The sequence below is a fragment of the Arcicella lustrica genome, from assembly GCF_034930985.1.
GTDB lineage: Bacteria > Bacteroidota > Bacteroidia > Cytophagales > Spirosomataceae > Arcicella > Arcicella lustrica.
In genome coordinates this window covers 23,356-50,024 of the sequence record NZ_JAYGIM010000012.1, presented here as the reverse complement: position 1 = coordinate 50,024, position 26,669 = coordinate 23,356, and the positions used below count along the sequence as shown (strand labels likewise).

The window sequence follows — 26,669 nt, the reverse complement described above, 5'->3', positions numbered from 1 at the left end:
CACAAAACAACAAATCCAAAGGAGTGATACAACTGAGATTTGCAAATTGTTGAATCTATTTGTTTACGTTCAAAATAGTAATGTCACCCTTTCAGAGTTCTTTAAAAAACGTTTCTATGATTGCTATAATAATGACATCCCTTCGGGATTTATGCTTTTAAGAATGTCTTAGGAACATCTCAAAAAGCCCTTAAATCAAAAAAAAACTCCCCACCAGAGTAAACCTGATGGGGAGTTTTTATATTGACAAGAATCCAAAATCTTAATAACGATAATGTTCCGCTTTGTATGGTCCATCAACAGTTACGCCGATATATTCTGCTTGTTCTGTTTCTAAAGTTTCTAATCTTACACCGATATGTGATAAGTGTAAACGAGCTACTTTTTCATCCAAATGTTTAGGAAGAATGTATAATTTCTTCTCGTATTTATCTGTGTTAGTCCATAATTCTAACTGTGCCAATGTTTGGTTACAGAAAGAGTTAGACATTACAAATGATGGATGACCCATTGCACAACCTAAGTTTACTAAACGACCTTCAGCCAAAACGATTACGTCTTTACCGTCGATGTTGTATAAATCTACTTGTGGTTTGATTTGCTCTTTTGTATGTCCATAAGCTCCGTTCAACCAAGCCATATCGATTTCGTTATCGAAGTGACCGATGTTACAAACGATAGCTTTATCTTTCATTGCTTTGAAGTGACGTTCACGAATGATGCGTAAGTTACCAGTTGCTGTAACAAAAATGTTAGCACGAGTAGCAGCTTCGTCCATTGGAACAACTTCAAAGCCGTCCATTGCAGCTTGTAAAGCACAAATTGGGTCGATTTCAGTTACTAATACTCTACAACCTGCACCACGTAAAGATTCAGCAGAACCTTTTCCTACATCACCATAACCTGCTACAACCGCTACTTTACCAGCCAACATTAAGTCAGTAGCACGACGGATTGCATCAACCAATGATTCTTTACAACCGTATTTGTTATCAAATTTAGATTTAGTAACAGAATCGTTCACGTTGATAGCTGGTAAATATAAAGTACCATTTTTCAAACGCTCGTACAAACGGTGAACACCTGTAGTAGTTTCTTCTGATAAACCTTTGATGCCTTCAATCAATTCAGGATATTCATCGAATACCATGTTTGTTAAATCACCACCATCATCCAAAATCATGTTCAAAGGCTGACGGTCTTCTCCGAAGAAAAGTGTTTGTTCAATACACCAGTTGAATTCCTCTTCGTTCATACCTTTCCAAGCATAAACAGGAACTCCCGCAGCAGCAATAGCAGCAGCAGCGTGATCTTGTGTAGAGAAAATATTACAAGATGACCAAGTAACGTCTGCTCCTAAAGCCGTTAATGTTTCAATCAATACAGCCGTTTGGATAGTCATGTGCAAACATCCTGCGATTCTAGCACCTTTCAAAGGTTGAGATTCACCATATTCTGCACGAAGTGCCATCAAACCTGGCATTTCTGCTTCGGCCAAACGTATTTCTTTACGACCCCATTCTGCCAAAGCGATGTCTTTTACTTTGTAAGGCACGTACTGTTGTGTTCCAGTTGACATTTATTTTTTATGTTTTAAATTTCAATTTTCTTAGAATAACACAAAATTAACATCTTTCTCCTTGAATCTAAAAATGATTCAGAATAAGTTTTGCGATTTATCTGCTTATTCTGAAAAATCAGAGAATATATCTTTTAAAATTCAATATCAAGAAATATTATCTAGTAATTTAAACAGTTCTAGTGGATTACCGATTCTGAAAGCCTTCGTTAAAACAGATAAATTCTGCTTATTATTAATGGTTGAACAGATAATTCTTTGAAATAAACAGGGTAAAAAGCCTTTTGTTTGTCATTATTCCGAATCATCAAAATAAAGCTTATGTTCAAGAAAATATTAAATCTCTCTCTCCTCTCTTTAGTCGCCAATATGGGTTTGGCACAACAAATACCTGTAGATTCTATTTTTTCAAATGAAGGGCTAATTTTAGCAGAAGTAAAGGAAATTGCTCCTGATGTAATTAAATTCACTTATCCATCAGAGACTGTTCTTAATTCTATTTACAAAAATGCTGTTCAGAAAATCTCTTTCAAATCTGGTAGAGTTCAGTTCTTCAAAGAATCTTTGGCATTAGGTGAAATCAGAAATGTTTTTGATTTTGAAAGAGTAACACTTACGCACGTAGCATCAGAAACGAAAGGATTGTACAAATTGGATGAAGTGTTTTCAAAAGCAGTTGGTACAACCACTATTTCCAACATTACCACTGTAAAAGAAAGAGCTTTTAAAAAACTAAAAATTCAAGCTGCATTGTTGGGGGGCAATGTGATTTATATGCTAGATCAAAATACAGTAGGGAATCAGTTTGGTGGAGAATATCAATCTGGAAAAGCTACAGAGACAATCCTGACAGGAATTGTTTATTCAAACAGTATTCCAAAAGTTGAAGACATTACTGCTACACTTAATAACAAAAAGACCTTCACCGTAAACGCTAATTATTATGCAGGAAGAAATAGTACAGATGTAGAAGGAAATCCATATTTACCTGAAACATTTACCATCGAAGACTTCTATCAAGAAAATGGTTTTGTTTACGCAAGAGGCAAAGCCAAAGGCATTAAAAACACATTATTCAAAGTAATATCATTTAAAAATAACCAAATGACATTCTACTGGAAAGATAAAAAGAAAGCCTATAACTTATCTGTTGACCTCTAAAGCAAAAAGGCTGGAAGTGATTCCAGCCTTTAATTTTACTTTACTTCAAAACCACCTGTTCCGATTTTAAAGCCTTCGGCAAAAAGTTCTACCGTATATTTTCCTGCTCTGTAAGGAGCACCACGATCAAAGTAAAAATCAGCATGAGGATTTTCATTATCGAAAGTAAAATCTCTTTTAATGGTAAAAGCTAAGTCTTGCCCATTATGTTCAAAATTACCAGAACCTAAATCTGTATCGAAAAGCGTATAACCATCTGGGTCAAGTATTCTGACTAATACGGTTTTCTTGCCTTTTTCTGTAAGATCGTTTTTAGATAGTTGGATAGAAATCTTAATTTTCCCTAATTTCTTCGATCTGTAACGACTATCTTCAAACTCTTTTCCTTTATCAGTAACACCCAAAATCTTGATAGATTCTGCTTTTAGGGCTGCTGCACGAGTAACCTTTTCAGTCAGAATTCTATTGATAGAAGATACTTCACGGTTTTGAGCTCTTGCTTCTTCGATACTTTTTACCAAACCACTTTTCTCTGTTTTAAGCGTAGAGTTTTCATTGGTCAAATGAGAATTCTCTTCTCTTAATTGTACCAATTCAGCTTCTTTAGCAATAAGAATTAATTCGTAGTTTTTAATTCTTTCAGCATAATTATCCTTGATATTTTCCAAAGAAGCATAACGACTGTTTAACTCTTTTTTATCTTTTTCTAAAGCTAATTTTGCTTTTTCCAATTCAGCAACATCTCCGCCTAGTTTTGTAACTTCAGCAATTTGAGACTCCAATTGCGTCGTGATAGAATCTAACTTTACACGGGTATCAGCCAATTCTATGACTTTCGTCTCTATTACTTCTTGCTGATTTGCCGATGTTTGTTTTGATTCAAAAAGCATATAAGCCAAACAACCCGCAATCAAAGCCACTAATGCCAACACAGCTTTTAAAACATTATTTGAATTGGGCTTAGGATTTGATTCTTCGCTTGATAAATTATTCATGATGAAATGGATAAGTTTTAAAAATAACGTTTTGGTTTTTTAAAATCCCTCAAAGATAATACAACATTTTCACTCTATCTTGAATATTGATTAAACGGTAATGTTATCCTACAAAATGAGATTCTATTAACCCAAAAATTGCAACACACTTTCTAATCCCATACCTCTTGAACCTTTTACAAGAATGTGAGTATCATTAACGGGATAATCTTGTAGCCAATTGTGTAAACCAAATTTATCTGGGAAATAATGTACTTTCATTAAAGGCAAAACTCGCACAGCGCTTTCCATCAAATGACCAGCTAAAAGGATATAATCAAAATGACAGTTCAGCAATAATTTCCCGATGGCTTCATGTTCTGAGCTAGCTTCTTCACCAAGTTCAAACATATCACCCAGAATCACCATTTTCTTGCCTACTTTCAAATCGTTGAAATAAGTGATAGCGGCTGACATTGAAGAAGGATTAGCATTATAAGCATCCATCAAAACCATATTTGTTCCTTTTTGAATAAACTGTGAACGGTTATTATTGGGAACATAATCAGCAACAGCCTGACAAGCAATTGACGTTTCAATGCCAAAAAATTGACCAATTCTAATGGCTGCGCAAATATTCTGGAAATTGTAAATACCCGTTAAATGAGAAGTATATTGTTTTTCAGAAGCATCTTTAAAAACAACAAAAGGACTTTCTTCAACAATATTTACGACATTTTCAAAAGCTTGGTTTTCCAAAGAAGTGTAAACAACAGTTTCTTTGAAATTGTATGGCTGAATCATTTCGTAAGTTGGTTCAGAAGCTACATTGACAAAAACAGTTCCGTTGTGAGCTCCCAACCAATCATATAATTCGCCTTTGCCTTTTTTTACTCCTTCCATTCCACCGAAACCTTCTAAATGCGCTTTTCCGATATTGGTGATAAATCCATGTGTTGGTTCTGCAATTTCTACTAATTCTTTAATATCACCTTGTTTGTTCGCTCCCATTTCAATAATGGCTACTTCAATCGTTTCATCAATTGCCAAAATCGTTAAAGGAACACCAATGTGATTATTCAAATTTCCTAGTGTTGCGTAAGTACAATATTTTTTTGATAAAACACAATTGATTAGTTCTTTAGTAGTGGTTTTACCGTTAGAACCCGTCAAACCAATAAAGGGAATATTTAACTGTTTTCGATGAAAATTAGCTAATTGTTGTAAGGCTTTCAGTCCATCTTCTACCAAAAGGTATTGCTCGTTTTTTACATAAAGGGCATCATCAACAACAGCATACTTTGCTCCTTTTTCGATGGCTTGTTCGGCAAAAGCATTCGCATTAAAGTTGGGACCTTTCAAGGCAAAAAACATAGAAGCTTCTTCAATTTTACGGGTATCCGTAGAAACACCAGAACATTCTTTATACTTTTGATATAATTCAGTAAGCGAAATCATCATTTTATTCGTTATGTGTGTACCTCAAATGTGAGATTCAGGATTTTTCGACAAATATTACATGAAAAAATTAATTTTACTTTTATTACTGTCAAATCTTGGTAAAAGCTTTGCTCAAAACTTTACCTTTCAATACAATAATACTTTCAAAATTATCCAAAATGGACAAATTTTACCAAATGCTTTTGCAGGAGGTGTTAATGCTCCGCAATTTTCAAGATGCCATTTAGATAATGATAACGTTGAAGATTTAGTCGTTTTCGACAGAACCAATTCCAAACTTTCTACTTTTTTAGCCAAAAAAGATAATGCTGGAAAGTACTTTTGGCAATATGCCCCAGAATTTGAAAGTGCATTTCCAAGTATTCAACATTGGATTTTGATGGTTGATTATGATTCAGATGGCAAAAAAGACATTTTCACTTATACGCCAGCAGGAATCAAGGTTTATAGAAATATTTCTACTGATAAAATCGCTTGGCAACTCATTACTGACCCACTTTACAGTACTGGTTATTCAGGAAAAATCAATTTATACACGGCTTCAACTGATATTCCTGCCATTGTTGACATTGATAATGATGGAGATTTAGACATCATCGCTTTTGATTCTTCTGGAAATTTTTTACTCTTTCATAAAAACTTCAGCCAAGAAAATTATAAAGACAATACGCATTTAGAATTTAAAAGAGTTGGCGATTGTTGGGGAAATTTCTTCAAAGAACATTTTGAAGATGCACGTTTTAATCAAGATTGCGGAAGTAATACGCCAGTCGGTGGAAATGGAAATGCAAGTAGCCAAAAAGTAGAACATTCTGGGAATGCTTTATTGGTTATAGATTTAGATGGCGACGGTTTGAAAGATGCTCTTTACGGACATGTTACAGCCAACAGAGTGGCGGCTTTGAGCAATAATGGAAATTTGAATCAAACCATTTTCACCAAAGCAGATTATTATTTTCCAAATCAAAAACCCATAGATTTCTCTGTTTTCCCTGCGATTTATTATGAAGATTTAGATTTTGATGGAATTAAAGACGTTATCGCCGCACCAAATGGTTATGATAATGCGCTTCAAACAGTTGATTATCAAAATTCAGCTTGGTTTTTCAAAAATTCAGGTCAAAACAATAAACCAATACTAACCTACCAACAAAGCAATTTCTTACAAAACACAATGGTAGATTTGGGAGAAAATACTTCTCCAGTTTTAGTAGATATTGATGGTGATGGCGATAAAGATTTATTAGTTGGCAATGCAGGAAATCGTGGTGAGACAGGTTATAGAGCCAATATTACTCTTTATGAAAATAAAGGAAATAATACTTTTGAGTTAAAAACGGCTGATTTCTTAGACCTTTCAAAAGCACAGCAATTATTTGAAATCAAACCATTTGTGACTGATATGAATGGCGACGGCACTGAAGATTTTGGTTTTACTGCCAATACTTTTAATGGCATGACGATTCAGTACATTCCAAATCGTGCGCCTAGAAATCAGGCTTTTTCGCTGAAACTTTCTGAAATTGTCACTTTACCTAAAATCAATAATTTATCAAATGGAGATTCCCCTTTGTTTTTCGATTTAGATAATGATGGCAAAAAAGATTTACTCATCGGAAAAGGAAGTGGAAGAATTGAATTTCATAAAAATAACGGAAGTAACGAAAATCCAAATTATGTTTTAACGAAAGAAGAACTAGGCGGACTTACTTCTGATTATCTTTCAGGCAATGTTTCCTTGACCGTTGCCGATTTGAATGGCGATGGAAAAGTAGAACTTATCACAGGAAATCGTGATGGTACGTTTAAGATTTACAAAAATATTATTGAACAAAGCCAAGACCTTTTCAAAGAAGACACTTCTGGTATTTTAAATGATTTTACAGGGAAACATGAACATCTGAAACTAGGCGGAATGCTTTCAATTACTGTTGGAGATTTAGATGGCGATGTAATTCCAGACTTTGTTGTTGGTACAAATTCTGGAGGTTTAAGATTTTTGAAAGGAACAACAAAATTTACGGTTACAGGCAATGAAGAAAGTAAATCGGCGGTGATTTACCCAAATCCAGCCAACCATTATATTTATATTAAAAATACTTATCCCGCAACATTTCATTTAATAGATTTTACAGGAAAAGACCTTGGTAGAAAGTCAAGCACCAATCTCAACGAAGAAGTCTATTTTGATTTAAGTACTTATTCAAATGGCACTTATTTTATCAGAATAATGGCAGAAGGGAAAGCGCCAATTACAGAAAAAGTATTATTAAACAAGTAAAATACAAAATTTGGCTTCGCTGTTAAAAAGCCTTTATTGTGATTTTAAATAACATTTTTAATTTTTTTCGCAAAAAATACCTCAAAATTGCGAACTTTGGAATAATACAGTTGCTTGGCACAAGGCTAATGGTTAGAAAAAAATTGAGCTTCATCAACAAAAAGATTAATCCTCAAATCTTTAACCAATTGTAACTCGCCAAGAACCAATTTTTTATATGGCTAGAAATATTCCAAAAAATACAGAAAAAACCAAAGAACGAAATCCTTCCCAACCCATTTCGTTTGATTTCAATATAAAAAAAATACTTCAAAGCGAACAATTACACTTCGTTTTGGGCATCCTGTTTATACTCTTAGGTATATTCATGTTTTTTTCATTTTCGTCGCATCTTTTTACAGGTGATGCAGACCAAAGTGAGGTGGAAGATGATTTACAATCGTCTATTGAACCTTTGAAAAAACAGCCAAAAAATCCATTCGGTTTGTATGGAGCGAAGTTAGCGCATTTGTTACTTTTTAGGCTTTTCGGTTGGTCAGCCTTTTTACTTGTTCCCATTTTATTGATTGCGGGTTACAAACTATCTTTTAAGAAGGAAATTTTACCCCTTGAAAAACTTACTTGGCAATCATTATTTTACATGATTTGGCTAAGTACTTTCCTTGGCTTTTTCGTTTTCATGCTTGAAGCGGAGGAAAAATGGAGTAACCTTTGTGGAGGTATCGGCTATTTTATCAATGAGTATTTATATGGTTTTATCGGTTGGGCTTCTTTCTTTGTCATCTCTTTTGTACTGATTGTTTTTATCGTTTATTATTACAAAGTTGATACTTCAAGTTTTGCCACAAATGAAGGTGAGAATGACAATATTGCTGTAACTACACCTGAAAATGAAGCAACAGAAGACAATATTGCCGAAGCTAAAAATATCAAACGAGTACGAGAGAACTTTGAAACAATTTTAGCTGAAGAAGAACCGGAAGAGGAATTAGCCATCGACCATGAAGATAATTTTGACGAAGCCAATATTCGTCCTTTTCTTCCACCAGTTGTAGAAACGCCCATTACTAAAAGTAATAATGCAAACAAAGGTCCTGTTGCTTTGACGATTGAAAATAGCGATGATATTCCTGAAATTATTGAAGATTTTGAAGATGATGCTCCTTTGGAAATCAACGAATCTGTCAATGATGAATTGGTGAAAAAGTTTGGGTTATACGACCCAATGTTAGATTTGCCTCATTATAAGTACCCAACATTGGATTTGATGAAAGAGTATGACATGGGCAAACCAAATGTTTCGCAAGAAGAATTGAAAGCCAATTCGGATAAAATTGTGGAAACTTTGGCGAATTATGGCATCGGTATCGCTTCTATCAAAGCTACAATTGGACCAACTGTTACTTTGTATGAAATCATTCCTGATGCGGGAGTTAGGATTTCAAAAATCAAGAATTTAGAAGATGATATCGCCTTATCTTTAGCAGCTTTGGGCATTCGTATTATTGCTCCTATTCCTGGGAAAGGCACAATTGGTATTGAAGTACCAAACAAAAACCGTGAAATGGTTCCTGTAAAAATGGTTATTGGCTCTGAAAAATTTCAGAAATCAACTGCTGAATTACCAATTGTTTTAGGGAAAACCATTAGTAATGATATTTTTATCACAGATTTAGCTAAAATGCCTCACTTATTGATGGCGGGTGCTACTGGACAAGGGAAATCAGTTGGTTTGAATATGATTCTTACTTCACTGCTTTACAAAAAACATCCATCACAATTAAAATTTGTATTGGTTGACCCTAAAAAGGTTGAATTAACACTTTTCAATAAAATTGAGCGACACTTCTTGGCAATGTTACCAAATGCTGCCGAAGCCATTATTACGGATACCAAAAAGGTTGTACATACTTTAAATTCGCTTTGTATAGAAATGGATAATCGTTACAATTTGTTGAAAGATGCAGGTTGTAGAAATTTGAAAGAATACAATGTAAAGTTTGTTAATAGAAGGCTGAATCCAGACAAAGGACATTACTTTATGCCTTATATCGTATTGATTATAGATGAGTTGGCAGATTTAATGATGACGGCTGGAAAAGACGTAGAACAACCAATTGCTCGTTTGGCTCAGTTAGCCCGTGCTATCGGTATTCACTTGGTTGTAGCAACGCAACGACCATCGGTAAACGTTATTACTGGTACAATTAAAGCTAACTTTCCTGCTCGTCTTTCCTTTAAAGTTACTTCAAAAATTGACTCTAGGACAATTTTGGATACGGGCGGAGCAGAACAATTGGTTGGTCAAGGAGATATGTTACTTTCGATGGGTTCTGATATTATCCGTTTGCAATGTGCTTTTGTTGATACGCCAGAAGTAGAAGATGTTTGTGAATTTATCGGAAATCAACAAGGTTACGATTCTGCTTATATGTTACCAGAATTTGAAGGAGAAAGTGAAGGAGGGGGTTCTGAAAAAAGTGATTTCGACCCAAGTAACCGTGATCAGTTTTTTGATGAAGCAGCTCGCTTAATTGTTACCCATCAACAAGGCTCAACATCGTTGATTCAAAGAAGGTTAAAATTAGGATACAATCGTGCTGGTCGTTTAATTGACCAATTAGAAGCCGCAGGAATCGTCGGTCAATTCGAAGGCTCAAAAGCCAGAGAAGTATTGATAAAAGACATGGAAACGTTAGAAAGGCATTTGAAGAGTTTGTAGTTTTTGGAGGTGATTTAAGTCATAAACTATTTATTTTAGGTATTTTAAATTAAGCTTTGATGCTCCATAATAGATAAAAATATAAGAAACGGTAACCTTTGCTGGTTACCGTTTCTTATTTTGGATAACTACAAAGGTTACCACTACCTTAATAAGCAAACCATAATAGATTATACTTGATAATTTTGTTCATTTGCCTATGTAATCTTATGTTTTCAAAGGGTCATTAACAATAAAATCCACCCAAAAAATGGGTGGATTTTATTGTTAATGAATTTCAAAAAGAGTTTTCAAATAAAGTACTTCAGTCTTAAAAACTAAGAATTCGCTTTATTCATTTGCTTATCAAACATCGCTTGGTATTTAGCTGCTTCAGGAAGTTTTGCATTTTTTACGCCTTCAATGATGATTTGCATCTCATATAAATTCGTTTGTACTTCTCTGCCATCGCTACCTCTTCTATCGTTCAGATAATAATCTAAAGCTTTGTTGTTTCTGTTCATAATGGTTTCTGCCATTTCTAAGCCTGTTTTCTTATCGCCAGCAGCTAAATAAAGTGCTACGAAATTGGCAGAAAGTTGGTCGTAAGGAATGGTTTTGTCTGGCATTACTTTTAAGCAATAATCTAATGCAGCTTTCGCTTTGGCAAATTTGCCTTCACGAACTAATTGGTCTGCTAAACGTAAGAAAGCTAAACGAGCCGTTACTACTGGAACTTCTAAATAAAAATCTGAATGATAATATGTTTTCGGATTGTCCAAATCACGCCAGAACATTTTCGTAGTCAGGTTATTATACATTAATTCGCTGTTTACAAAACCGTCTTTTGCTTCTGGTACTTTGAAAGGCATCAATCTATAAGCATAACCTTCTAGTTGCATGTATTCTTTCAAGTTCAAATAACTTGCTGAAGGCAAAGTTGTAGCAAAGTAAATTGGACGTTTCCAACCTGTTGCTGCATTCTGAGCAATCAAATCTAATTGAATCAACTCTGGTTTCATGATACCATTTTTACCAGTTGACCAAGCCATTTGATTTGTCATGAATGGTTCTAAATCTTTTGGCACAAATCCTGCTTTTTTAACTGCTTCAACATCAATTGGTAAGAATAGATTTTCAGTTGGTAAAGTATTAATCATTGAGCCATCCGTTAAAGGTACTTTGATCGCTTGATTATCATCTTTTACCAATTTCAAGTATTCTAATAAATTGATACCCGTTTTAACATTTGGGTTTTCGTAATACATGATTTGCTCGTTCAAGCCTTCTAAGAAACGGTCTTTTGGTAAAGAAATTGGAAGTGCTTGCGAATCATAAGTCTTACGTTTCATTTGGTCGATATACCAGTCTGTTCCTAATAAAGAAAGGTTACAAACACGCACGTCTGTACGGTAGCCTTCTACTTCTTGTACATACCACAAAGGGAAAGTATCATTATCTCCACCTGTAAATAAAATAGCATTTGGCGCACATGAATTCAACATGTTTTTAGCAAAGTCTATTTGGTGATAACGGTGATTACGGTCGTGGTCATCCCAGTTTTGTTGAATCAAAATTACTGGAACTACCGCTGTTACTAAAGTTGCTACAGTACCTGAAACCATTGGGTTCTTCAAGAATTTGCCTAACCATTCCGCTAATTGAATTACGCCTAAACCAATCCAAATAGCAAAGAAATAGAACGAACCTACATAAATATAATCACGTTCACGAGGTTCAACTGGTGGTGAGTTCAAGAATACAACAAGTGCTAAACCTGTCAATAAGAACATTAAGGTTGTTACTAAGAAATCGTTTTCGTTTTTACGCACCAATAATACAAAACCACATAAGCCCAAAATCATTGGTAGCCAGAAGTAATTATTTCTAGCTTTATTCTGTGCTAACAATTCAGGGAGCTCACCTTTTCTGGTATAATCAATTACGCCAGCATCTTGAACGTCACTTTCACGACCCACAAAATTCCAAAGTAAATATCTCATATACATGTGTCCCATTTGGTGAGTAAACATGAATTTAAGGTTATCGCCAAAACTTGGTTTTTCACCAGCTGATAAACCTAACATTTCTTCATATAACTGAATGTGCTGCGGAGAACTGCTATATACACGTGGCAACAACATTTGTCCGTCTTTAGAGTATATCAGTTTTTGTTTGTAGTCATAAACTTCATACTTGCCATCTTTCATTTTATAAACTGGCGCACCCTTTTCAACACTTTCAACTGTACCTGTATAAATTGGACCGTACAATAAAGAGCGTTCTCCGTATTGTTCACGCTTCAAATACTTTACATAATTCAAGATATTACTTGGGTCGTTTTCGTTGATAGGAGTATTAAAAGTAGAACGAACAAAAGCCAAGTTATAAGAAAGGTATCCTATTAGTACAAAAACTAATGAAAGTAAAGAAATATTCAGGTTTACTTTTTCTTTTTTGATTGAATATAAAATTCCCCAAACAATTGCACCAACTAGCACAATTACAAAGAAAATTGCCCCAAAACCATAAGGTAATCCAAAACCATTAGTAAATAACAATTCGAATTTGAATGCCATTGAAGGAATACCCGGAATGATTGCCGAGTTGATTACTCCTAAAATAAATAAACCAGCCAATAAAGCAATGATTCCACCTTTGAAAGTAGGTTTGGGATATTTTTTGAAGTAGTATAACAATGCCAAAGCAGGTACAGTAACCAAGTTCAATAAGTGAACACCGATTGAAAGCCCAACGATATAAGCAATTAAAATCAACCAACGGTTTGCAGTAGCTTCATCTTCAATAACTTCCCATTTGAATGCCGCCCAAACTACCAAAGCAGTAAAGAATGATGACATGGCATAAACCTCTGCCTCAACAGCCGAGAACCAAAAAGTATCAGAGAAAGCATAAGCCAAAGAACCAACTACACCAGCACCTAATAAAGTAATGGCTTCGCCTTTTGAAAGCTCGTCAAATTTTTTGTTGTAAACTTTACGTCCAATCAAAACAATCGTCCAGTGCATAAACAATATCGTTAAAGCACTTGAAAGTACCGACATCATGTTTACCCAGTAAGCTACTTGAGTGGTGTCTGAACCAGCTAACAACGAGAACATTCTACCCAATAATAAAAATAGAGGTGCTCCTGGAGGGTGTGGAACTTGAAGTTTAAATGCACAAGCGATAAACTCACCACAATCCCAAAAAGATGCAGTACGTTCAACCGTTGCGGTGAAGACAAATAGTGAGATAGCAAATACAATCCAGCCTATGAGATTGTTGATTTTTTTAAAATTGTTCATTGAGGGGTACGTTATCAGTTATCGGTTGTTTGTTGATAATGGTCGTTTTTTAGCTAAAAACGCTTATCAACGTAAGCAAAAGACAAATTTGAACTCAAAAATACTAAATAAGATTGGCTTGAAGAGGATAGGGCTGTTAAAATGTGTTAATTCCGCTTAGAAGTATTTGAATTTTACAGCCTTATACAAAATAAAAAGACCTGAGTTTACAGGTCTTTTTATTAAACTTGATTCAAATTTTTATAATCCTTCAAACTGACGCAAGAATCTTACATCGTTTTCCGTAAATAATCGTAAATCTTTAATTTGATATTTTAACATCGTGATTCTTTCGATACCCATTCCAAAGGCGAAACCTGTGTATTCTTGAGAATCAATGCCGCATTGTTCTAAAACATTAGGGTCAACCATTCCAGAACCTGCAATTTCTACCCAGCCAGAATACTTACAAACATTACAGCCTTTACCTTTACAGATTAAACAAGTAATGTCGATTTCGGCAGAAGGTTCGGTAAATGGAAAATATGAAGGACGATAACGTACTTTAGTATCTTGCCCGAACATTTCTTTGGCAAAGTAATAAAGCGTATCTTTCAAATCTTTGAAACCTACATTTTTATCAACATACAAGCCTTCTACTTGGTGGAATAAACAGTGCGCTCTCGCAGAAATGGCTTCGTTACGATACACACGACCCGGCATAATTGAACGCAAAGGCGGTTTTTGGTTTTGCATCAAACGAATTTGTACGTTAGAAGTATGCGTTCTTAACAACATATCGTCGGCAACATTTCCACCTTTTTTCTCGATAAAGAAAGTATCTTGCATTTCACGAGCAGGGTGATTTTCAGCAAAATTCAATGCCGTGAAATTATAAAAATCAGATTCTATTTCAGGACCATCCGAAACATTGAAACCCATTTTAGCAAAGATTTCGATGATTCTAGCACGCACTAAAGTCAACGGATGAATACTTCCATTTTCGAAAGGAACGTTTGGAAGTGTTAAATCAAATTCAATCGCTACTGATTTCTCAGTACTTGCTTCCATCAAAGCTTGAAACTCATTGAATTTTACTTGAGCCGCCTCTTTTAATGAATTCAGGGATTGTCCAACGGCACGGCGTTCTTCTTGTGCAACATTTTTCAGTTCATCAAAAAGGTCACCAATCACGCCCTTACGTCCTACATAAGCAATACGGAAAGCCTCTAATTGTTCCTTGTTGGAAATAGTAAAATCAGCAATCTGCTGATGAATGTCGTTAATCTTATCTTGCATTGATTCAGTAATGAATTCAGTGAGCCAAAGTATTAGGTTTACGATGGCATCTTGAAGAATTTTAGATGATTGTTTCTTGAAGATGTGCAAAATTACACTATTCGCCATAAAGGGGCAAAAAAAAAGGCAAATTTAGAGGATTGGGTTTAGGATTGGGTTCAAATCCAATCCTATTGAGAATGAAATTGTTAAAAATAATCCGAAGGATTCAAATGTTTATAGCTTAAAAACGAAGCCTCATACTCAAACTTTCGGAGTCTCCTACAATTCTCAATCTTTTCTTTTTTCTATAATCATATCATCCCTTTGGGATTGAAGAAAACATTAACCCTGAAAAGGTGATATACATGGATATGCGTATGAAAACTATTTCTGACAACTTTTTATACTGTCAAAAATCAAAAACGCTACGAGTAATTTAAAACTCCACTTTCGGACTAGCATCCTTTAGAGATGCTTTCATCATAGCAATGGTTTTGGATAACATTAAAGGAGCTTGTGTGTGGTCAAAATCAATAGACACATAAGTTTTCTTTGAAGTAATTACTTCCATTTGTGCAGCCATTGCACCATCATAAAAAGATTTAGTACTGGGTCTTTTTAAACGAGAGATACTGTTTAATTTCACTTGCTCCATCGTTTTCAAGATTTTCTTCCACTGAATAGCTTTAGTTTTAAAGCTATGTCTTTCAGCATTGATAGTAACAACGGTACTATCAGCCGTTATGAGCAAATGCTTCTGCATTCCTCTTGTCTGATAATGAAGTGCTAGTAAATGAATCGTTTCTTTGGGTGAAACATTGATTCCTAACATGAAAAATATAAAGATGAATTGGTTCATAAAAAAAAGCCTTCTCTCCGTGCTTAGAGAAGGCTTAAATGTATTACTTTTTATTGATTATTCCATTTATGGATTAAAACTAGCTCTAGCTCCTCCAACTGCAAAAATGGCTCTTGTTCTAGTTTTTTGTCCTGCCGAGAACATGTACATACAAGCGTCGTCGGTATAATCCATATAATTCATAAACATATCACCGTTTGGACCATTACTACAAGTAACTTTTGGAAACGATGGACAACCATAATTAGCCGTTTGTTGTGTAGGAGTGTCTGTTACCATATCATTACCACAAGAAGCATCACCCCAAATATGACGTAGATTTAACCAGTGACCAATTTCATGAGTAGCTGTTCTACCTTTATCAAATGGCGCTGAGACGTAACCTGTAGTACCAAAATACTGAGGTGAAATAACCACACCATCAGTTGAAGCAGCACCTCCTGGAAATTGAGCATAGCCTAAAATATTACTTCCAATATTACAAATCCAAATATTGAGCGTAGTTGTAGGAGACGTTGGGTCAATTCCTCCTTTTTTAGCACTTTTCATCGCATCTCTAGTTCCCCACGAAGTTTTATTACTTTGTTTACGCACAACATTCGAAAGCGTAAATTGTAATTCTAAATTAGAGAATCTTGAAGTAAAAGCACTTGGTACTAAACTTGCATCGGTATTAGTACCGCTAAAATCTTTGTTAAGTACATCAATTTGTGATTGAATCTGTTCAATGCTAATGTTTTGAGCAGCAGTGTTATAAATGACATTTACAACTACAGGAATTACCAAAGTACCTGTTTCTCCTACCCTACTTGCTTTCATTTTTTGTTGAAATGCCAATGTTTGTTGTTCAACAGCATTCATTTTATCAATCAAACTTGGGTCTTCTTTCATGTTTGCTTCAAGTACTTCCATCGAAGCACATTGACGCCCCATCCTAACATTTCTTGAAGATTCGTTTAAATCATTTAAAGCCTCATCTGAATTTTCTAATGATACATCATTGCAGGATACAATAGCTAAAGAACTAGCTACGAAAGCTAGTAAATGGAGAATTTTTTTCATCGCTTTTAGTTTTTTGAAGTAAAAAAGGTAATACGAAGAACACATAAATGAAGTGCACGAAAATGTGTTCATCTTAACCTAAATTAATCGTTTTTATTATAAAAATACAAAGAAATCATGAATATTTATCACTTAACTTTCATTTTCTTCACATAAGTTAATAAAAATATTTGTTTATACTTTATTTTATTTACTATTATCAACAAAAAATGGCACTAGCTTTAGGTCAATGCCATTCCGATGACTGATTTTCAGTAGCGTGAGAATAAAAACAAGACTTCGATGACCAATTTGTAGTGGCGTGTGAATAAAAATAAAGCTTCGATGACTAATTTGCAGTGGCGAGAGAATAAAAACAAGGCTTCGATGACCAATTTGTAGTGGTGTGAGAATAAAAACAAGGCTTCGATGACCAATTTGCAGTGGTGTGAGAATAAAAATAAGACTTCGATGACCAATTTGCAGTGGCGTGTGAATAAAAATAAGACTTCGATAACCGATTTACAGTGGCGTGAGAATAAAAACAAGACTTCGATGACCAATTTGTAGTGGCATGAGAATAAAAACAAGACTTCGATGACCAATTTGCAGTGGCGTGAGAATAAAAACAAGGCTTTGATGACTGATTTGCAGTGGTGTGAGAATAAAAACAATGCTTCGATGACCGATTTTCATTGGCATGAGAATAAAAACAAGGCTTCGATGACTCTGCAGTTGTTGTTTATCATTGGGTCGCCAAGACCAACAATACCAGCGTTAGCAATACACCAATTATCGAAACCATAATTTTGAGTTGTAGGAAAGCCTAGTACTAATTGGCGTATTAAAACAAAACTGCTGATTAAGTCAGCATTTTTAAAGTATTGTAAATAGCCCTTTTCCCAAATCCCGAAGGTATGAAAGGATTATAGAACAGAGCAAGATATTATTTCTAAAACCCCGAAGGGGTGATATAAATGTATCCAATTATCAAAACCATATTTTTATTCTCCCTCGTTGTAAGTATCTCCAACATAGACAAAAGAGATTGTCATTCCGCTAAATAAATAGCGGTCAAAAAACTAATTTTGACCGCTATTTATGCTTTTAACATTCGGGATTACTAATATTTATCCATATTCAATGCTAGGCTATTTATAAACCCTAATATAATCTACTTCAAACGTTGAGGTAACAAAATTTGGATCAATCGCCCCACCAAATGTTCCGCCCATTGCAAAGTTGACGATTAAAAAGAAATCTTTATTAAATGGCAAACTATTAGTGTTGTTGAAAGTATAATAAAGCTTATTGTCAACATACATTTTGATAGTACTTGCCGACCAATCTACTGAATAAACATGAAATTCAGTAGAAGCATTTGTGATGGTGGTATTACCACTATCACCGTTTCCTCCCGAATGATTTGGGTGGTGCATCGTTCCGTAAATTTTATTAGGCTCGTTGCCTTTGTACTCCATAATATCTATTTCTCCACAAGCAGGCCAACCAACAGTTTGTATATTACTTCCTAACATCCATAAAGCTGGCCAAGTACCTCCGCCTGTAGGAAGTTTAGCACGAATATCTACTCTACCATAAGTAAAAGAGAATTTATTCATGGTTTGAATTCTTGAAGAAGTATAAGCAAAACCACTATAATTCTCTTTTTGAGCCGTGATTTTTAAGATACCATCTTTCACTTGAATGTTTTCTGTACGGTTCGTGTAAAATTGTTTTTCAGCATTTCCCCAACCATTATCTCCATTGCCTAAATCATAACCCCAAACAGCAGGATTGGGCGCACCGTCTTTATCAAATTCTTCTGCCCAAAACAATTTCTTTTCTGTTACGGGTTCTTCGGCTTGTTTTACTTTCAATTTGGTAAACCAAGCATTTCCATCTGCACCGATTGTTCTTAAAGTCATGCTGTTGGCAGAAAGTGCTAATATTTCATAAGTATTACTTCCCGTTGCAAAATTTACAATACCATTTCCCGGCACAGTAAATTGTACTCTAGTAGAGTTTGCAGTTGTTGATGAAGAAGTAGCTCCTGAAAAAATTAAATTTTTAGCACCAGTAGTACTTATATCATAACAACCATCGCCACCTGCCAAACCATAATATGAAGTAGCTGCACCAATTAATGAAGATTGCCCTTTGTTATCGACAGTCATTGCTACGTTGTTGTTAGCATCTTTTGTAAAAGTAATTTCATCATCATACAAACAAGCAGGACGAGTATTTGGGTCTGCTGCATACCAAATTGGAGAAAAGGCATCTGCTGGACCAACACCTACGTGTCCAGAAGCATCTTTATCAGTCACCCAAACTTTTGAAGTATTGTTTGTCATTGCTGCAAGAATATCCGTAGGGATTTCAAATGCGACAAATACTTTTACTTTTTTACTCAAGGTAGAAGCTGCTCCACCCGTTCCGACAGCACTTACCGTAATGGTATAATCTTTAGTACCGGGAATACTGTACTTATATGTGATTTTTCCTGAAGGAACCATTTGCGTAGTTCCATCACCAAAATCAACTTTATAAGTTAAAGCCTTATCGGCAAGGGTTGAAATTACCACATTTCCAGAACCATTTCCGTTCGGATTGTTAGCATCAACTCCTTGTATCTCAGTCGTTATTGCGAGGTTTGAAGGCGCAACAATATCTCCAAAAGCATATTCTGCTTGTTTACAAGCACTAAAACTTATTGCCGATGCAAACAAAATGAGTATGAATGATTTTATATTATTAGTTATCATGATTACCTGAATATTAGATTAATAAAGAATGATGTCATCAAATAAATAAGTGAAGTTCGCAGAGCCATCTCCTTTGGTACCATTATCAAAAATCAAGACTACTTTTTGATAGCTTTTGCTTACATCAATTCCGCCGAAATCAAAAGTTAGTTCTTCCCAAGCATTGGCTTTTGTCGTACTTAATTCTTTTTCAAAACTGACACCCCCATCCGTCAGATTTTCTACTTTCAATAAAACTTTAGTGCCTACTTTCGGAGCATATACTTTCATTTTAAAAGTTTTACCAACAGAAAAATCTACCGTTTTCTCTAAAGTTATAAAAGCACCACCCCAAGCTTGACCACCATTTTTGATCATTTGAGCCACTTTCCCACTCGTATTGATTCCACTTGAATGCGGATTTGCAATGACTGTAGCATTTCCTCCGTCGAAATTCAAGAAGTCATATTTCAAAGAAGTAGATTCAAAAGTTAATGGAATAGTAAGCGTATTATTGGTTTCAGTAGTTGTAGCGATTTTTACGTCATCCCAATAAAAAACTTTACCATTACCCGCTGTTCCAAAATCAAAGAATAAGGAAGCTTTGTGATAAGTATTCGATAAATTAAGGGCAGAAGTACCTGTTACTTGTTTGGTAAAATCAAAGGTTAATTCTTCCCAAGCTTTAGCAGATTTAGTCAATACTTCTGTTTCTACTGAAATATTGGCATTATTACGGTCTTCAATTTTTAATCGGATTGGAATACCCGCCGCAGGAGAATATACTCTCACACTCATTTTAGGATTAGAAGCTGTCAACTTAATAGCAGAAGCAAAACCTGTTGGTGTTCCGATGGTAGTTCCTGCCCAAGTTTCAGCACCAGCAGGTTTAGTTGTAATTTTCACTTTGTTGCTTGCATTCGTTGGGTCAATGCCGTCAATAGTACTATTATTTCCGAAATCTGTTACGGTATAATTCGTATTAGCTACATCAAAAGTGACAGGTAAATTAATTGGTGCAATCACAACAGGGTTCATCAATTTAATGTCATCAAACAAGTAAGTAAAATTAGCTGAACCATCGCCACGAGTACCATTATCAAAAATCAACACGATGTTTTGATATGAATTAGCCGTGTTGATAGCACTGAAATCAAAGATTAATTCTTCCCAAACATTGGCTTTGCTTGTGGTAAGTTCTTTCTCAAAACTTTGTGAACCGTTTGAAGCATTTTCTACTTTCAATAAAACCTTTGCACCTACTCTTGGAGAAAACACTTTCATTGAGAAGTATTTATTCACAGAAAAGTCCATCGAAGCACCCAAAGTAATTAAACTTCCACCATAAGTTTGTCCCGGATTTTTTACCATCTTAGCCACTTTTGAAGAAGTATTAATACCACTAACTTGTGGATTGGCAATTACAGAAACATCTCCACCTTCAAAATTGCTGAATTTATAGGTTTGTCCAGCCGTTTCAAAGTCAAGTGGTAAAACCACAGGACTTACAATGCTTATCGTCTTTTTCACTTCGGTTGTTGCTTTTCCACCACTCAAAGCCACGACTTTCATCTCATAAGTTCCTACTGCTGTATAAGTATGGCTAACGGTTGCACCTTCTAAAAAAGACATCGGTACTTCATTAGCAACATCTCCAAAATACACTTTAAACAAAGTTTCGTTTGTCGCTTTTGCTGAAACATTTACTTTAAAAGGATTTGCAGGGTCGATAGTTGAATTTACTTCTACATTTTCTGGTGCTTTAAAAGAAACTGTAAGTTCTTGCGTACTTTCTGATACTTTTCCTGTTACTCCTTTACCAACAAGTTTTACGCTATAAATACCTTCTGCATATTTATGTTGTATGCTTTTTCCTGCATCGACAGTTGCAGTAGAAGCAGTACCATCACCAAAATTTACCGAGAAAGTGGCAACGCCTTCGCCATTGGGTGTGATGGTTACTAAACCCGTATTGTCTTGGGTGATGTCAAAAAGAGCCGACATTTTTGCGGGTGATGAGGCAGTTTCAAGAAAAGAAATATCATCAAAAAACTTTTCATTACATGCCGTCATGATAGCAATAAAGGCTAACATGGATAAAATTTTATGTATATTTTTCATCGAAATTCATTTAGAAAATATGAGTCTGAATTAATAACCAGCATTTTGTACCAAGCCAGAAACATCAATTTCAGCTTGTGGAATTGGAAATACTTCGTTCTTTCCAACAACAAAATTTTTGATTTTCGTAGCCGCTTGTCCAGTACGAACCAAGTCGAAAAAGCGGTCGCCTTCCATGCCTAATTCTAATCTGCGTTCAGTCCAGATTGCTTCTTTCAATGTATTTCCAGTAGCCGAAATGTTATGTGCATTGTCTCCGAAAGCTCTTTGACGAACTTTATTCAAGTACAATTGCGCATTGATATCATCTGGAGAAGCTTTACGATTCAGAGCCTCAGCATACATCAAATAGACATCCGAAAGACGGATAATACGTTGATTATTCAAATAATTCAGTTCGATTTGCCCACTGGTTTCTCCTTTTCTTGGCAGATATTTTTGATTATACAAACCAGTATTTTTATAAGGAGCTACTTGATAAGTAATGCCTAAATTTGGATTAGCATTTTTATAGGCTTCGATGTCCAAACAAGTAACCTCTTTTCTTTTATCACCCGCTTGATAAGCATTGGCTAAATCTTGCGTTGGTAAATTGGTACTCCAACCTGCTGCATACGGGCTATTCCCTGTGATGCCACGAATACCACATTGCTGAACTGCTAAATTTCCTTGTCCACGAGTAACACCACCCCAGTTGTAGTAAGGAGAAAGGTTTGAATATTGAATTTCAAAGACAGCCTCAGCACCATTTTCACCAGATTGCAAGAAAATATCGCCAAAATTTGGCACTAAAGAATAAGGTCCATCAATTACACTTTTTAATACTCCTGCGGCTAAATCAAACTTATTTTGATAGAGATATACTTTTCCTAAAAGTGCTTGAGCTGCAAATTTGGTGATTCTACCATTTTTAGGGTCGGTACTTGGTAAAGCAGCAATTGCATTGGTCAAATCTTTTTCAATTTGCGCATAAACATCTGCTTTAGGCGCTTGTTTCAAAGTTCTTGAATCTGCAATTCCCAATTTTTTATCCACAAACAAAGGCACATTTCCGAAGACTTTTACCAAAGTGAAATAATAGTAAGCTCTTAAAAATGCTACTTCACCATACATGGCTTCTTTTTCAGGAAAAGCGATTACTTCGCCTGCTGGATTTTTGTCTTTGTATTGATACAGATAATTCGCACGATTGATACCTTCGTAGGAAGCCTTCCAGATTTCGGCTAAAGTTCCATTTTGTGCAGTAAGTGTGAGGTCATCAATATTCTGTAAATCTAGTACGTCAGAGGCATTTTCGCCTCCTGCTACTGCATTGTCAGAAGCAATATCACCCACTGGCACTAACTGATTCAACCATTGTATTGGTGTATAAACACTTACACCCATGCTTTGATAATCAGCAGAAGATTTCAAATAATCTTGGTCGGTTACTCTATAATCATCTTTTGGACTATAGTCAACCCATTCACTACAGCTAGTAAAAGCCATTGTAATGAATAGAAAATAGAGAATATTTTTTATGTTTTTCATTGTCTTTATTTTTTGCAAAATGCTGTGAAGCAGTAGGCTGTAAGCTTTAAGCATTTTAATATTTTTTAGTTTCCTGTAAGCAGTAGGCAGACAAAAAGCTTACCGCTTAAAGCCTATCGCTTACAGCTATTTTTAAAATCTCACATCAACACCAATAGACCAAGTTCTTGCTTGCGGATAAGTACCACGGTCAACACCAGTATCTAATACACCACCGGGTACTTCTGGGTCATAACCTGAATATTTCGTGAAAGTGAAAGCATTTTTTACTTGCGCATAAATGCGGATTTTATTCACTACTTTCTTAGGCACTAAAGAGTATGGTAATGTATAACCAACTTGAACATTTTTGATTTTCACGAAAGAACCATCTTCCACATAGCGGTCCGAAACCCTGATATTACTGTTGGCATCAACAAATGAAAAACGAGGATTATTGGCATCGTTAGTTGAACCTTCGCCCGTCCATCTTCCTAAAACAGATCTGAATTTGTTAGAGTAAATCGCATTTCTTTCATAGGCTCTGTAAATATCATTTCCCACAGACGCATAAGTAAATACGTTTACATCAAGATTTTTATAAGTAATGCCAACGTTCCAACCCAAAGTAAAATCAGGGAAAGGATTACCGATTTGCGTTTTATCTAAACCTGTGATTTGTCCATCACCATTGACATCTACGAAACGAATATCACCTGGAACTGCACCAGTTTGTTTTGGAGCTTCGGCGATTTGTGAAGTATTTTGAAAAAGTCCATTGGTTTTAAATCCATAGAAATAACCCGGAGCAAAACCTTGTTGGAAACGAGTAGCCGTTTGTGATTGTCCGTTGAAATAAGAACCACCCGGAATAATAGCCGTTCCATCTGAATTAGTAGCGGTTACTAAATTTTTAGAAGTAGTAAAAGTAACGTTTGTATTCAATTTTAAATCTTTCAGGATTTCTGCATTATAACCAAGGTTCAAGTCAACACCGCTACTTTTGGTTGAACCAATATTCGCAGTTGGTGCAGCAGCAGCACCCAAATACAGTGAAATAGAAGGCGTAAATAATAAACCATCAACCGATTTATCAAAATAATCTGCAGAAAGCGACCATTTATTATTGCCAAAACGAACATCAAAACCAACGTTGCTTTGTAACTGTTTCTCCCAACGCAAAGTGGTATTGGCATAAGAACCCACCGTAGAACCAGTCGTAAAAGTATTGCCAAAAGTATAACCATTACTGTTGGCATCGCCTGCATAGCTTGGTCCTCCAGAAATAATACCTACATATTGCGGGTTAACGTTTTCGTTACCAATTGAGCCATAACTACCTCTGATTTTCAAGTAATTCAAGAAATCAACACTAAAGAAATCTTCATTTGAAATTACCCAGCCCAAAGAACCAGCATAGAAATTGGCAAATTTATTATCAATCCCAAAAGCATAAGAACCATCACGACGAGCAGAAAACGATACTAAATATTTGTCTTTATAATCATAGTTTACTCTACCGAAGTAAGAAAGATTTTTTCTAAAATATTGTCCGTTTCCAACTGTTTGCGCATTGGTATTAGTAGCGGTATTGATACCCGTTGCCGAAGTAAGGTCTGCAAAAGTCCATGAATTAAAAGGAACGTCTTGTCTTGAACCATTGATTTCATCACCAGCTATTTTAGCAAATGAAATCCCTAATACTGTTTCAAAATTATGGTCATTATTAATTTTGAAATTATAAGTACCAAAAGTTTCAAAAGTATAAGTATTGTCGGTTCGCTTAGATTCGTAAACGCTGTTATGTCTGCCAGTAACGGTTGAGCCATCGGCATTCATAGAGTTTTCTACATTCAAAGGACCATAAAAAACGAGTGGCGTAAACGATTTGTAAGTGTTATTAAAATTGGTATAACCAAAACGAGAAGAAAGCGTCAAGTTTTTGATTACTTCATATTGTAGCTCTAATTTTCCGTATAATTTATTGCCGTTACTTTCATTGTAATTGTTATCCAATTTTGTCAAAGGATTAAAAATCTCTGAAAGTAATAAATTACTAAAGCCATATTTCCCTACAGTATTTGGTACGGTATTCAATACAGAAACAGTTGGGTCAAAGTTCAAGGCACTTCCAATTACTGAATTGAAAGAGTTTTCTTGGACACCAACACTTTTAATATTTACATAACTGGTATTTGCCAAGAATTTTAATTTGGGAGCAATCTGAAAAGTAAGGTTCGTTGTAAAATTCAAACGGTTAAAATTTGAATTTTCACCACCGCCAACAATACCATCTTGCCCTAAATATCCACCAGAAAGAAAGTACTGAACTTTGTCACTTCCTCCTTTTACCGAAACATTGTGCGATTGCAAAGGAGCATCTTTGAAAATTTGTTTTTGCCAATCTGTTCCAACACCCAAAGTTGATAAATCTTTAAAAATCAATCCTCCGCCAGCAACCAAACTTCCTTCATTCAAAATAGCAGCGTATTCAGTTGCATTTAATACGCCAATGGTTTGCATTACTTGCTGAACACCATAATTGCTACTGTAAGAAATTTCAGCTTTCTGATTCTTTCCACCACTTTTTGTGGTTACGACAATCACACCATTTCCACCTTTCACACCATAAATAGCCGTAGTTGCCGCATCTTTCAATACGTTCATTGATTCAATATCGGCAGAATTGATAGAATTAAAATCATTCAAAGTTTGTGGTACGCCATCAATAATTACGACTGGATCTGTTCCCGAAAAAGAAGGAATACCTCTAATCAAAACTGTTGGTTTTGAACCCGGCGAACCATTTGAAATAACCGTTACACCTGAAGCTCTACCCTGAAGTGCATCTTCTGGACGAACTGGGCGAAGTTTTTCAATATCAGCCCCTTTTACCGTAGCAATTGCTCCAGAAACATTGGTTACTTTTTGCGTTCCATAACCTACCACAACTACTTCATTCAGTTTTTTGCTATCAGGGACTAAACTGATGTTAATCGAAAAGCGATTTCCAACTGTTATTTCTTGTGGGTCATATCCAACCGAAGTGATGACCAACACAGCTTTTTCGTTGGGAACCACCAATGAAAAATTTCCATTAGCATCGGTTGTAGTACCTTGCGTTGTACCTTTTATGGCAATACTTACGCCTGCAATGGTTTCATTGTTTTCGGCATCCGTGATTTTTCCTTTGATGGTTTGCTCTATGCTACTTTCTAAAAAACCTAAATTGTCTTCTCCATCAATTTTAGAAGTGGTTTTGGCATTCAATCTTTTGAGCAAGATTTTTCTACCGACTACTTCATAATTGATTTTCAAAGGCTTTAACAATTCTTCTAAAACCGTTGAAAGTTTCTCTTTCTTTACGACAAGACTTACTTTTCTATTAGCCATAATCAACTGAGGACTATACATAAACTTGATATTCGCCTCGGTTTCTATCTTTTCAAGAATTTTCTCAACTTCTTGCTGACTAACGTTGATACTTACCTTTTGGTCAAGTATTTCCTGAGCATGCGTAGTCCTCGCATTTGCGAACGACATACACAGAAAGGTAATAATGGTTTGGAATAAACTGATTCGCATGATCTTAATCGGAATCTTGTTAAATTGTCGATTTTTTGACATAATTTTGAATTGTTAGTTTTGAACGACTGACACAAAAGAATCC

Annotated in this window: 15 protein-coding genes; 4 read left to right on the top strand and 11 right to left on the bottom strand. The window is 35.3% G+C overall.

Going from position 1 to position 26,669, the window contains the following annotated elements; all coding sequences use genetic code 11:
- Positions 1–262 precede the first annotated feature (262 nt).
- Entirely contained in the window at positions 263–1,579 is a 1,317-nt protein-coding gene (ahcY, locus tag VB798_RS15710) for an adenosylhomocysteinase (RefSeq protein ID WP_323259990.1), read from the bottom strand.
- 321 nt (positions 1,580–1,900) lie between these two features.
- Here ahcY and VB798_RS15705 point away from each other — a divergent pair, with 321 nt between their 5' ends.
- A complete protein-coding gene (locus VB798_RS15705; RefSeq protein WP_323259988.1) occupies positions 1,901–2,740 on the top strand; it encodes a hypothetical protein in 840 nt (279 codons plus the stop codon).
- A 35-nt stretch (positions 2,741–2,775) separates the two neighbouring features.
- Here the strand turns inward: VB798_RS15705 and VB798_RS15700 are convergent, their stop codons facing one another.
- Both VB798_RS15700 and VB798_RS15695 read right to left on the bottom strand, forming a co-directional pair.
- A complete protein-coding gene (locus VB798_RS15700; protein ID WP_323259986.1) occupies positions 2,776–3,735 on the bottom strand; it encodes a hypothetical protein in 960 nt (319 codons plus the stop codon).
- A 126-nt stretch (positions 3,736–3,861) separates the two neighbouring features.
- Positions 3,862–5,175 carry a UDP-N-acetylmuramoyl-tripeptide--D-alanyl-D-alanine ligase gene (locus VB798_RS15695; protein WP_323259984.1) on the bottom strand — a complete coding sequence of 438 codons (1,314 nt, stop codon included), beginning with the start codon at positions 5,173–5,175 and terminating at the stop codon, positions 3,862–3,864.
- Positions 5,176–5,233: 58 nt separating this feature from the next.
- Between VB798_RS15695 and VB798_RS15690 the strand changes: the two genes are divergently transcribed.
- Both VB798_RS15690 and VB798_RS15685 read left to right on the top strand, forming a co-directional pair.
- Positions 5,234–7,456, top strand: coding sequence for an FG-GAP-like repeat-containing protein (locus VB798_RS15690; RefSeq protein WP_323259982.1), 2,223 nt, complete (start codon positions 5,234–5,236; stop codon positions 7,454–7,456).
- 217 nt (positions 7,457–7,673) lie between these two features.
- Positions 7,674–10,178: an FtsK/SpoIIIE family DNA translocase gene (locus VB798_RS15685; protein ID WP_323259980.1), complete on the top strand. Its 2,505-nt coding sequence runs from the start codon at positions 7,674–7,676 to the stop codon at positions 10,176–10,178.
- A gap of 317 nt (positions 10,179–10,495) precedes the next feature.
- Here the strand turns inward: VB798_RS15685 and VB798_RS15680 are convergent, their stop codons facing one another.
- The 4 genes from VB798_RS15680 to VB798_RS15665 form a co-directional block, all read right to left on the bottom strand.
- Positions 10,496–13,465: a glycosyltransferase family 117 protein gene (locus tag VB798_RS15680; protein WP_323259978.1), complete on the bottom strand. Its 2,970-nt coding sequence runs from the start codon at positions 13,463–13,465 to the stop codon at positions 10,496–10,498.
- A 240-nt stretch (positions 13,466–13,705) separates the two neighbouring features.
- Positions 13,706–14,743 carry a phenylalanine--tRNA ligase subunit alpha gene (pheS, locus tag VB798_RS15675; protein WP_323260335.1) on the bottom strand — a complete coding sequence of 346 codons (1,038 nt, stop codon included), beginning with the start codon at positions 14,741–14,743 and terminating at the stop codon, positions 13,706–13,708.
- A gap of 418 nt (positions 14,744–15,161) precedes the next feature.
- Positions 15,162–15,557 (bottom strand): hypothetical protein, encoded by a 396-nt coding sequence (locus VB798_RS15670; RefSeq protein ID WP_323259976.1) that lies wholly within the window; start codon positions 15,555–15,557, stop codon positions 15,162–15,164.
- Between the two features lie 93 nt (positions 15,558–15,650).
- Entirely contained in the window at positions 15,651–16,646 is a 996-nt protein-coding gene (locus VB798_RS15665) for a zinc metalloprotease (protein ID WP_323259974.1), read from the bottom strand.
- A gap of 576 nt (positions 16,647–17,222) precedes the next feature.
- On the opposite strand from VB798_RS15665, the gene VB798_RS15660 reads away from it, so the two are divergent.
- A complete protein-coding gene (locus tag VB798_RS15660; protein WP_323259972.1) occupies positions 17,223–17,432 on the top strand; it encodes a hypothetical protein in 210 nt (69 codons plus the stop codon).
- Between the two features lie 344 nt (positions 17,433–17,776).
- Here VB798_RS15660 and VB798_RS15655 read toward each other — a convergent pair whose 3' ends face one another.
- The 4 genes from VB798_RS15655 to VB798_RS15640 form a co-directional block, all read right to left on the bottom strand.
- A complete protein-coding gene (locus tag VB798_RS15655) occupies positions 17,777–19,390 on the bottom strand; it encodes a family 16 glycosylhydrolase (RefSeq protein WP_323259970.1) in 1,614 nt (537 codons plus the stop codon).
- An 18-nt stretch (positions 19,391–19,408) separates the two neighbouring features.
- On the bottom strand, positions 19,409–21,490 hold the full coding sequence (locus tag VB798_RS15650) for a hypothetical protein (protein WP_323259968.1): 2,082 nt from the start codon (positions 21,488–21,490) through the stop codon (positions 19,409–19,411).
- Between the two features lie 30 nt (positions 21,491–21,520).
- Positions 21,521–23,020 (bottom strand): RagB/SusD family nutrient uptake outer membrane protein, encoded by a 1,500-nt coding sequence (locus tag VB798_RS15645; protein WP_323259966.1) that lies wholly within the window; start codon positions 23,018–23,020, stop codon positions 21,521–21,523.
- A 132-nt stretch (positions 23,021–23,152) separates the two neighbouring features.
- Positions 23,153–26,584: a TonB-dependent receptor gene (locus VB798_RS15640; protein ID WP_323259964.1), complete on the bottom strand. Its 3,432-nt coding sequence runs from the start codon at positions 26,582–26,584 to the stop codon at positions 23,153–23,155.
- Positions 26,585–26,669 lie beyond the last annotated feature (85 nt).

Bases quoted from the DNA above. Each gene is read 5' to 3' on its own strand.
- ahcY (WP_323259990.1), bottom strand. From the start codon at position 1,579: ATGTCAACTGGAACACAACAGTACGTGCCTTACAAAGTAAAAGACATC.
- VB798_RS15705 (WP_323259988.1), top strand. From the start codon at position 1,901: ATGTTCAAGAAAATATTAAATCTCTCTCTCCTCTCTTTAGTCGCCAAT.
- VB798_RS15700 (WP_323259986.1), bottom strand. From the start codon at position 3,735: ATGAATAATTTATCAAGCGAAGAATCAAATCCTAAGCCCAATTCAAAT.
- VB798_RS15695 (WP_323259984.1), bottom strand. From the start codon at position 5,175: ATGATGATTTCGCTTACTGAATTATATCAAAAGTATAAAGAATGTTCT.
- VB798_RS15690 (WP_323259982.1), top strand. From the start codon at position 5,234: ATGAAAAAATTAATTTTACTTTTATTACTGTCAAATCTTGGTAAAAGC.
- VB798_RS15685 (WP_323259980.1), top strand. From the start codon at position 7,674: ATGGCTAGAAATATTCCAAAAAATACAGAAAAAACCAAAGAACGAAAT.
- VB798_RS15680 (WP_323259978.1), bottom strand. From the start codon at position 13,465: ATGAACAATTTTAAAAAAATCAACAATCTCATAGGCTGGATTGTATTT.
- pheS (WP_323260335.1), bottom strand. From the start codon at position 14,743: ATGCAAGATAAGATTAACGACATTCATCAGCAGATTGCTGATTTTACT.
- VB798_RS15670 (WP_323259976.1), bottom strand. From the start codon at position 15,557: ATGTTAGGAATCAATGTTTCACCCAAAGAAACGATTCATTTACTAGCA.
- VB798_RS15665 (WP_323259974.1), bottom strand. From the start codon at position 16,646: ATGAAAAAAATTCTCCATTTACTAGCTTTCGTAGCTAGTTCTTTAGCT.
- VB798_RS15660 (WP_323259972.1), top strand. From the start codon at position 17,223: ATGACCAATTTGCAGTGGCGTGAGAATAAAAACAAGGCTTTGATGACT.
- VB798_RS15655 (WP_323259970.1), bottom strand. From the start codon at position 19,390: ATGATAACTAATAATATAAAATCATTCATACTCATTTTGTTTGCATCG.
- VB798_RS15650 (WP_323259968.1), bottom strand. From the start codon at position 21,490: ATGAAAAATATACATAAAATTTTATCCATGTTAGCCTTTATTGCTATC.
- VB798_RS15645 (WP_323259966.1), bottom strand. From the start codon at position 23,020: ATGAAAAACATAAAAAATATTCTCTATTTTCTATTCATTACAATGGCT.
- VB798_RS15640 (WP_323259964.1), bottom strand. From the start codon at position 26,584: ATGCGAATCAGTTTATTCCAAACCATTATTACCTTTCTGTGTATGTCG.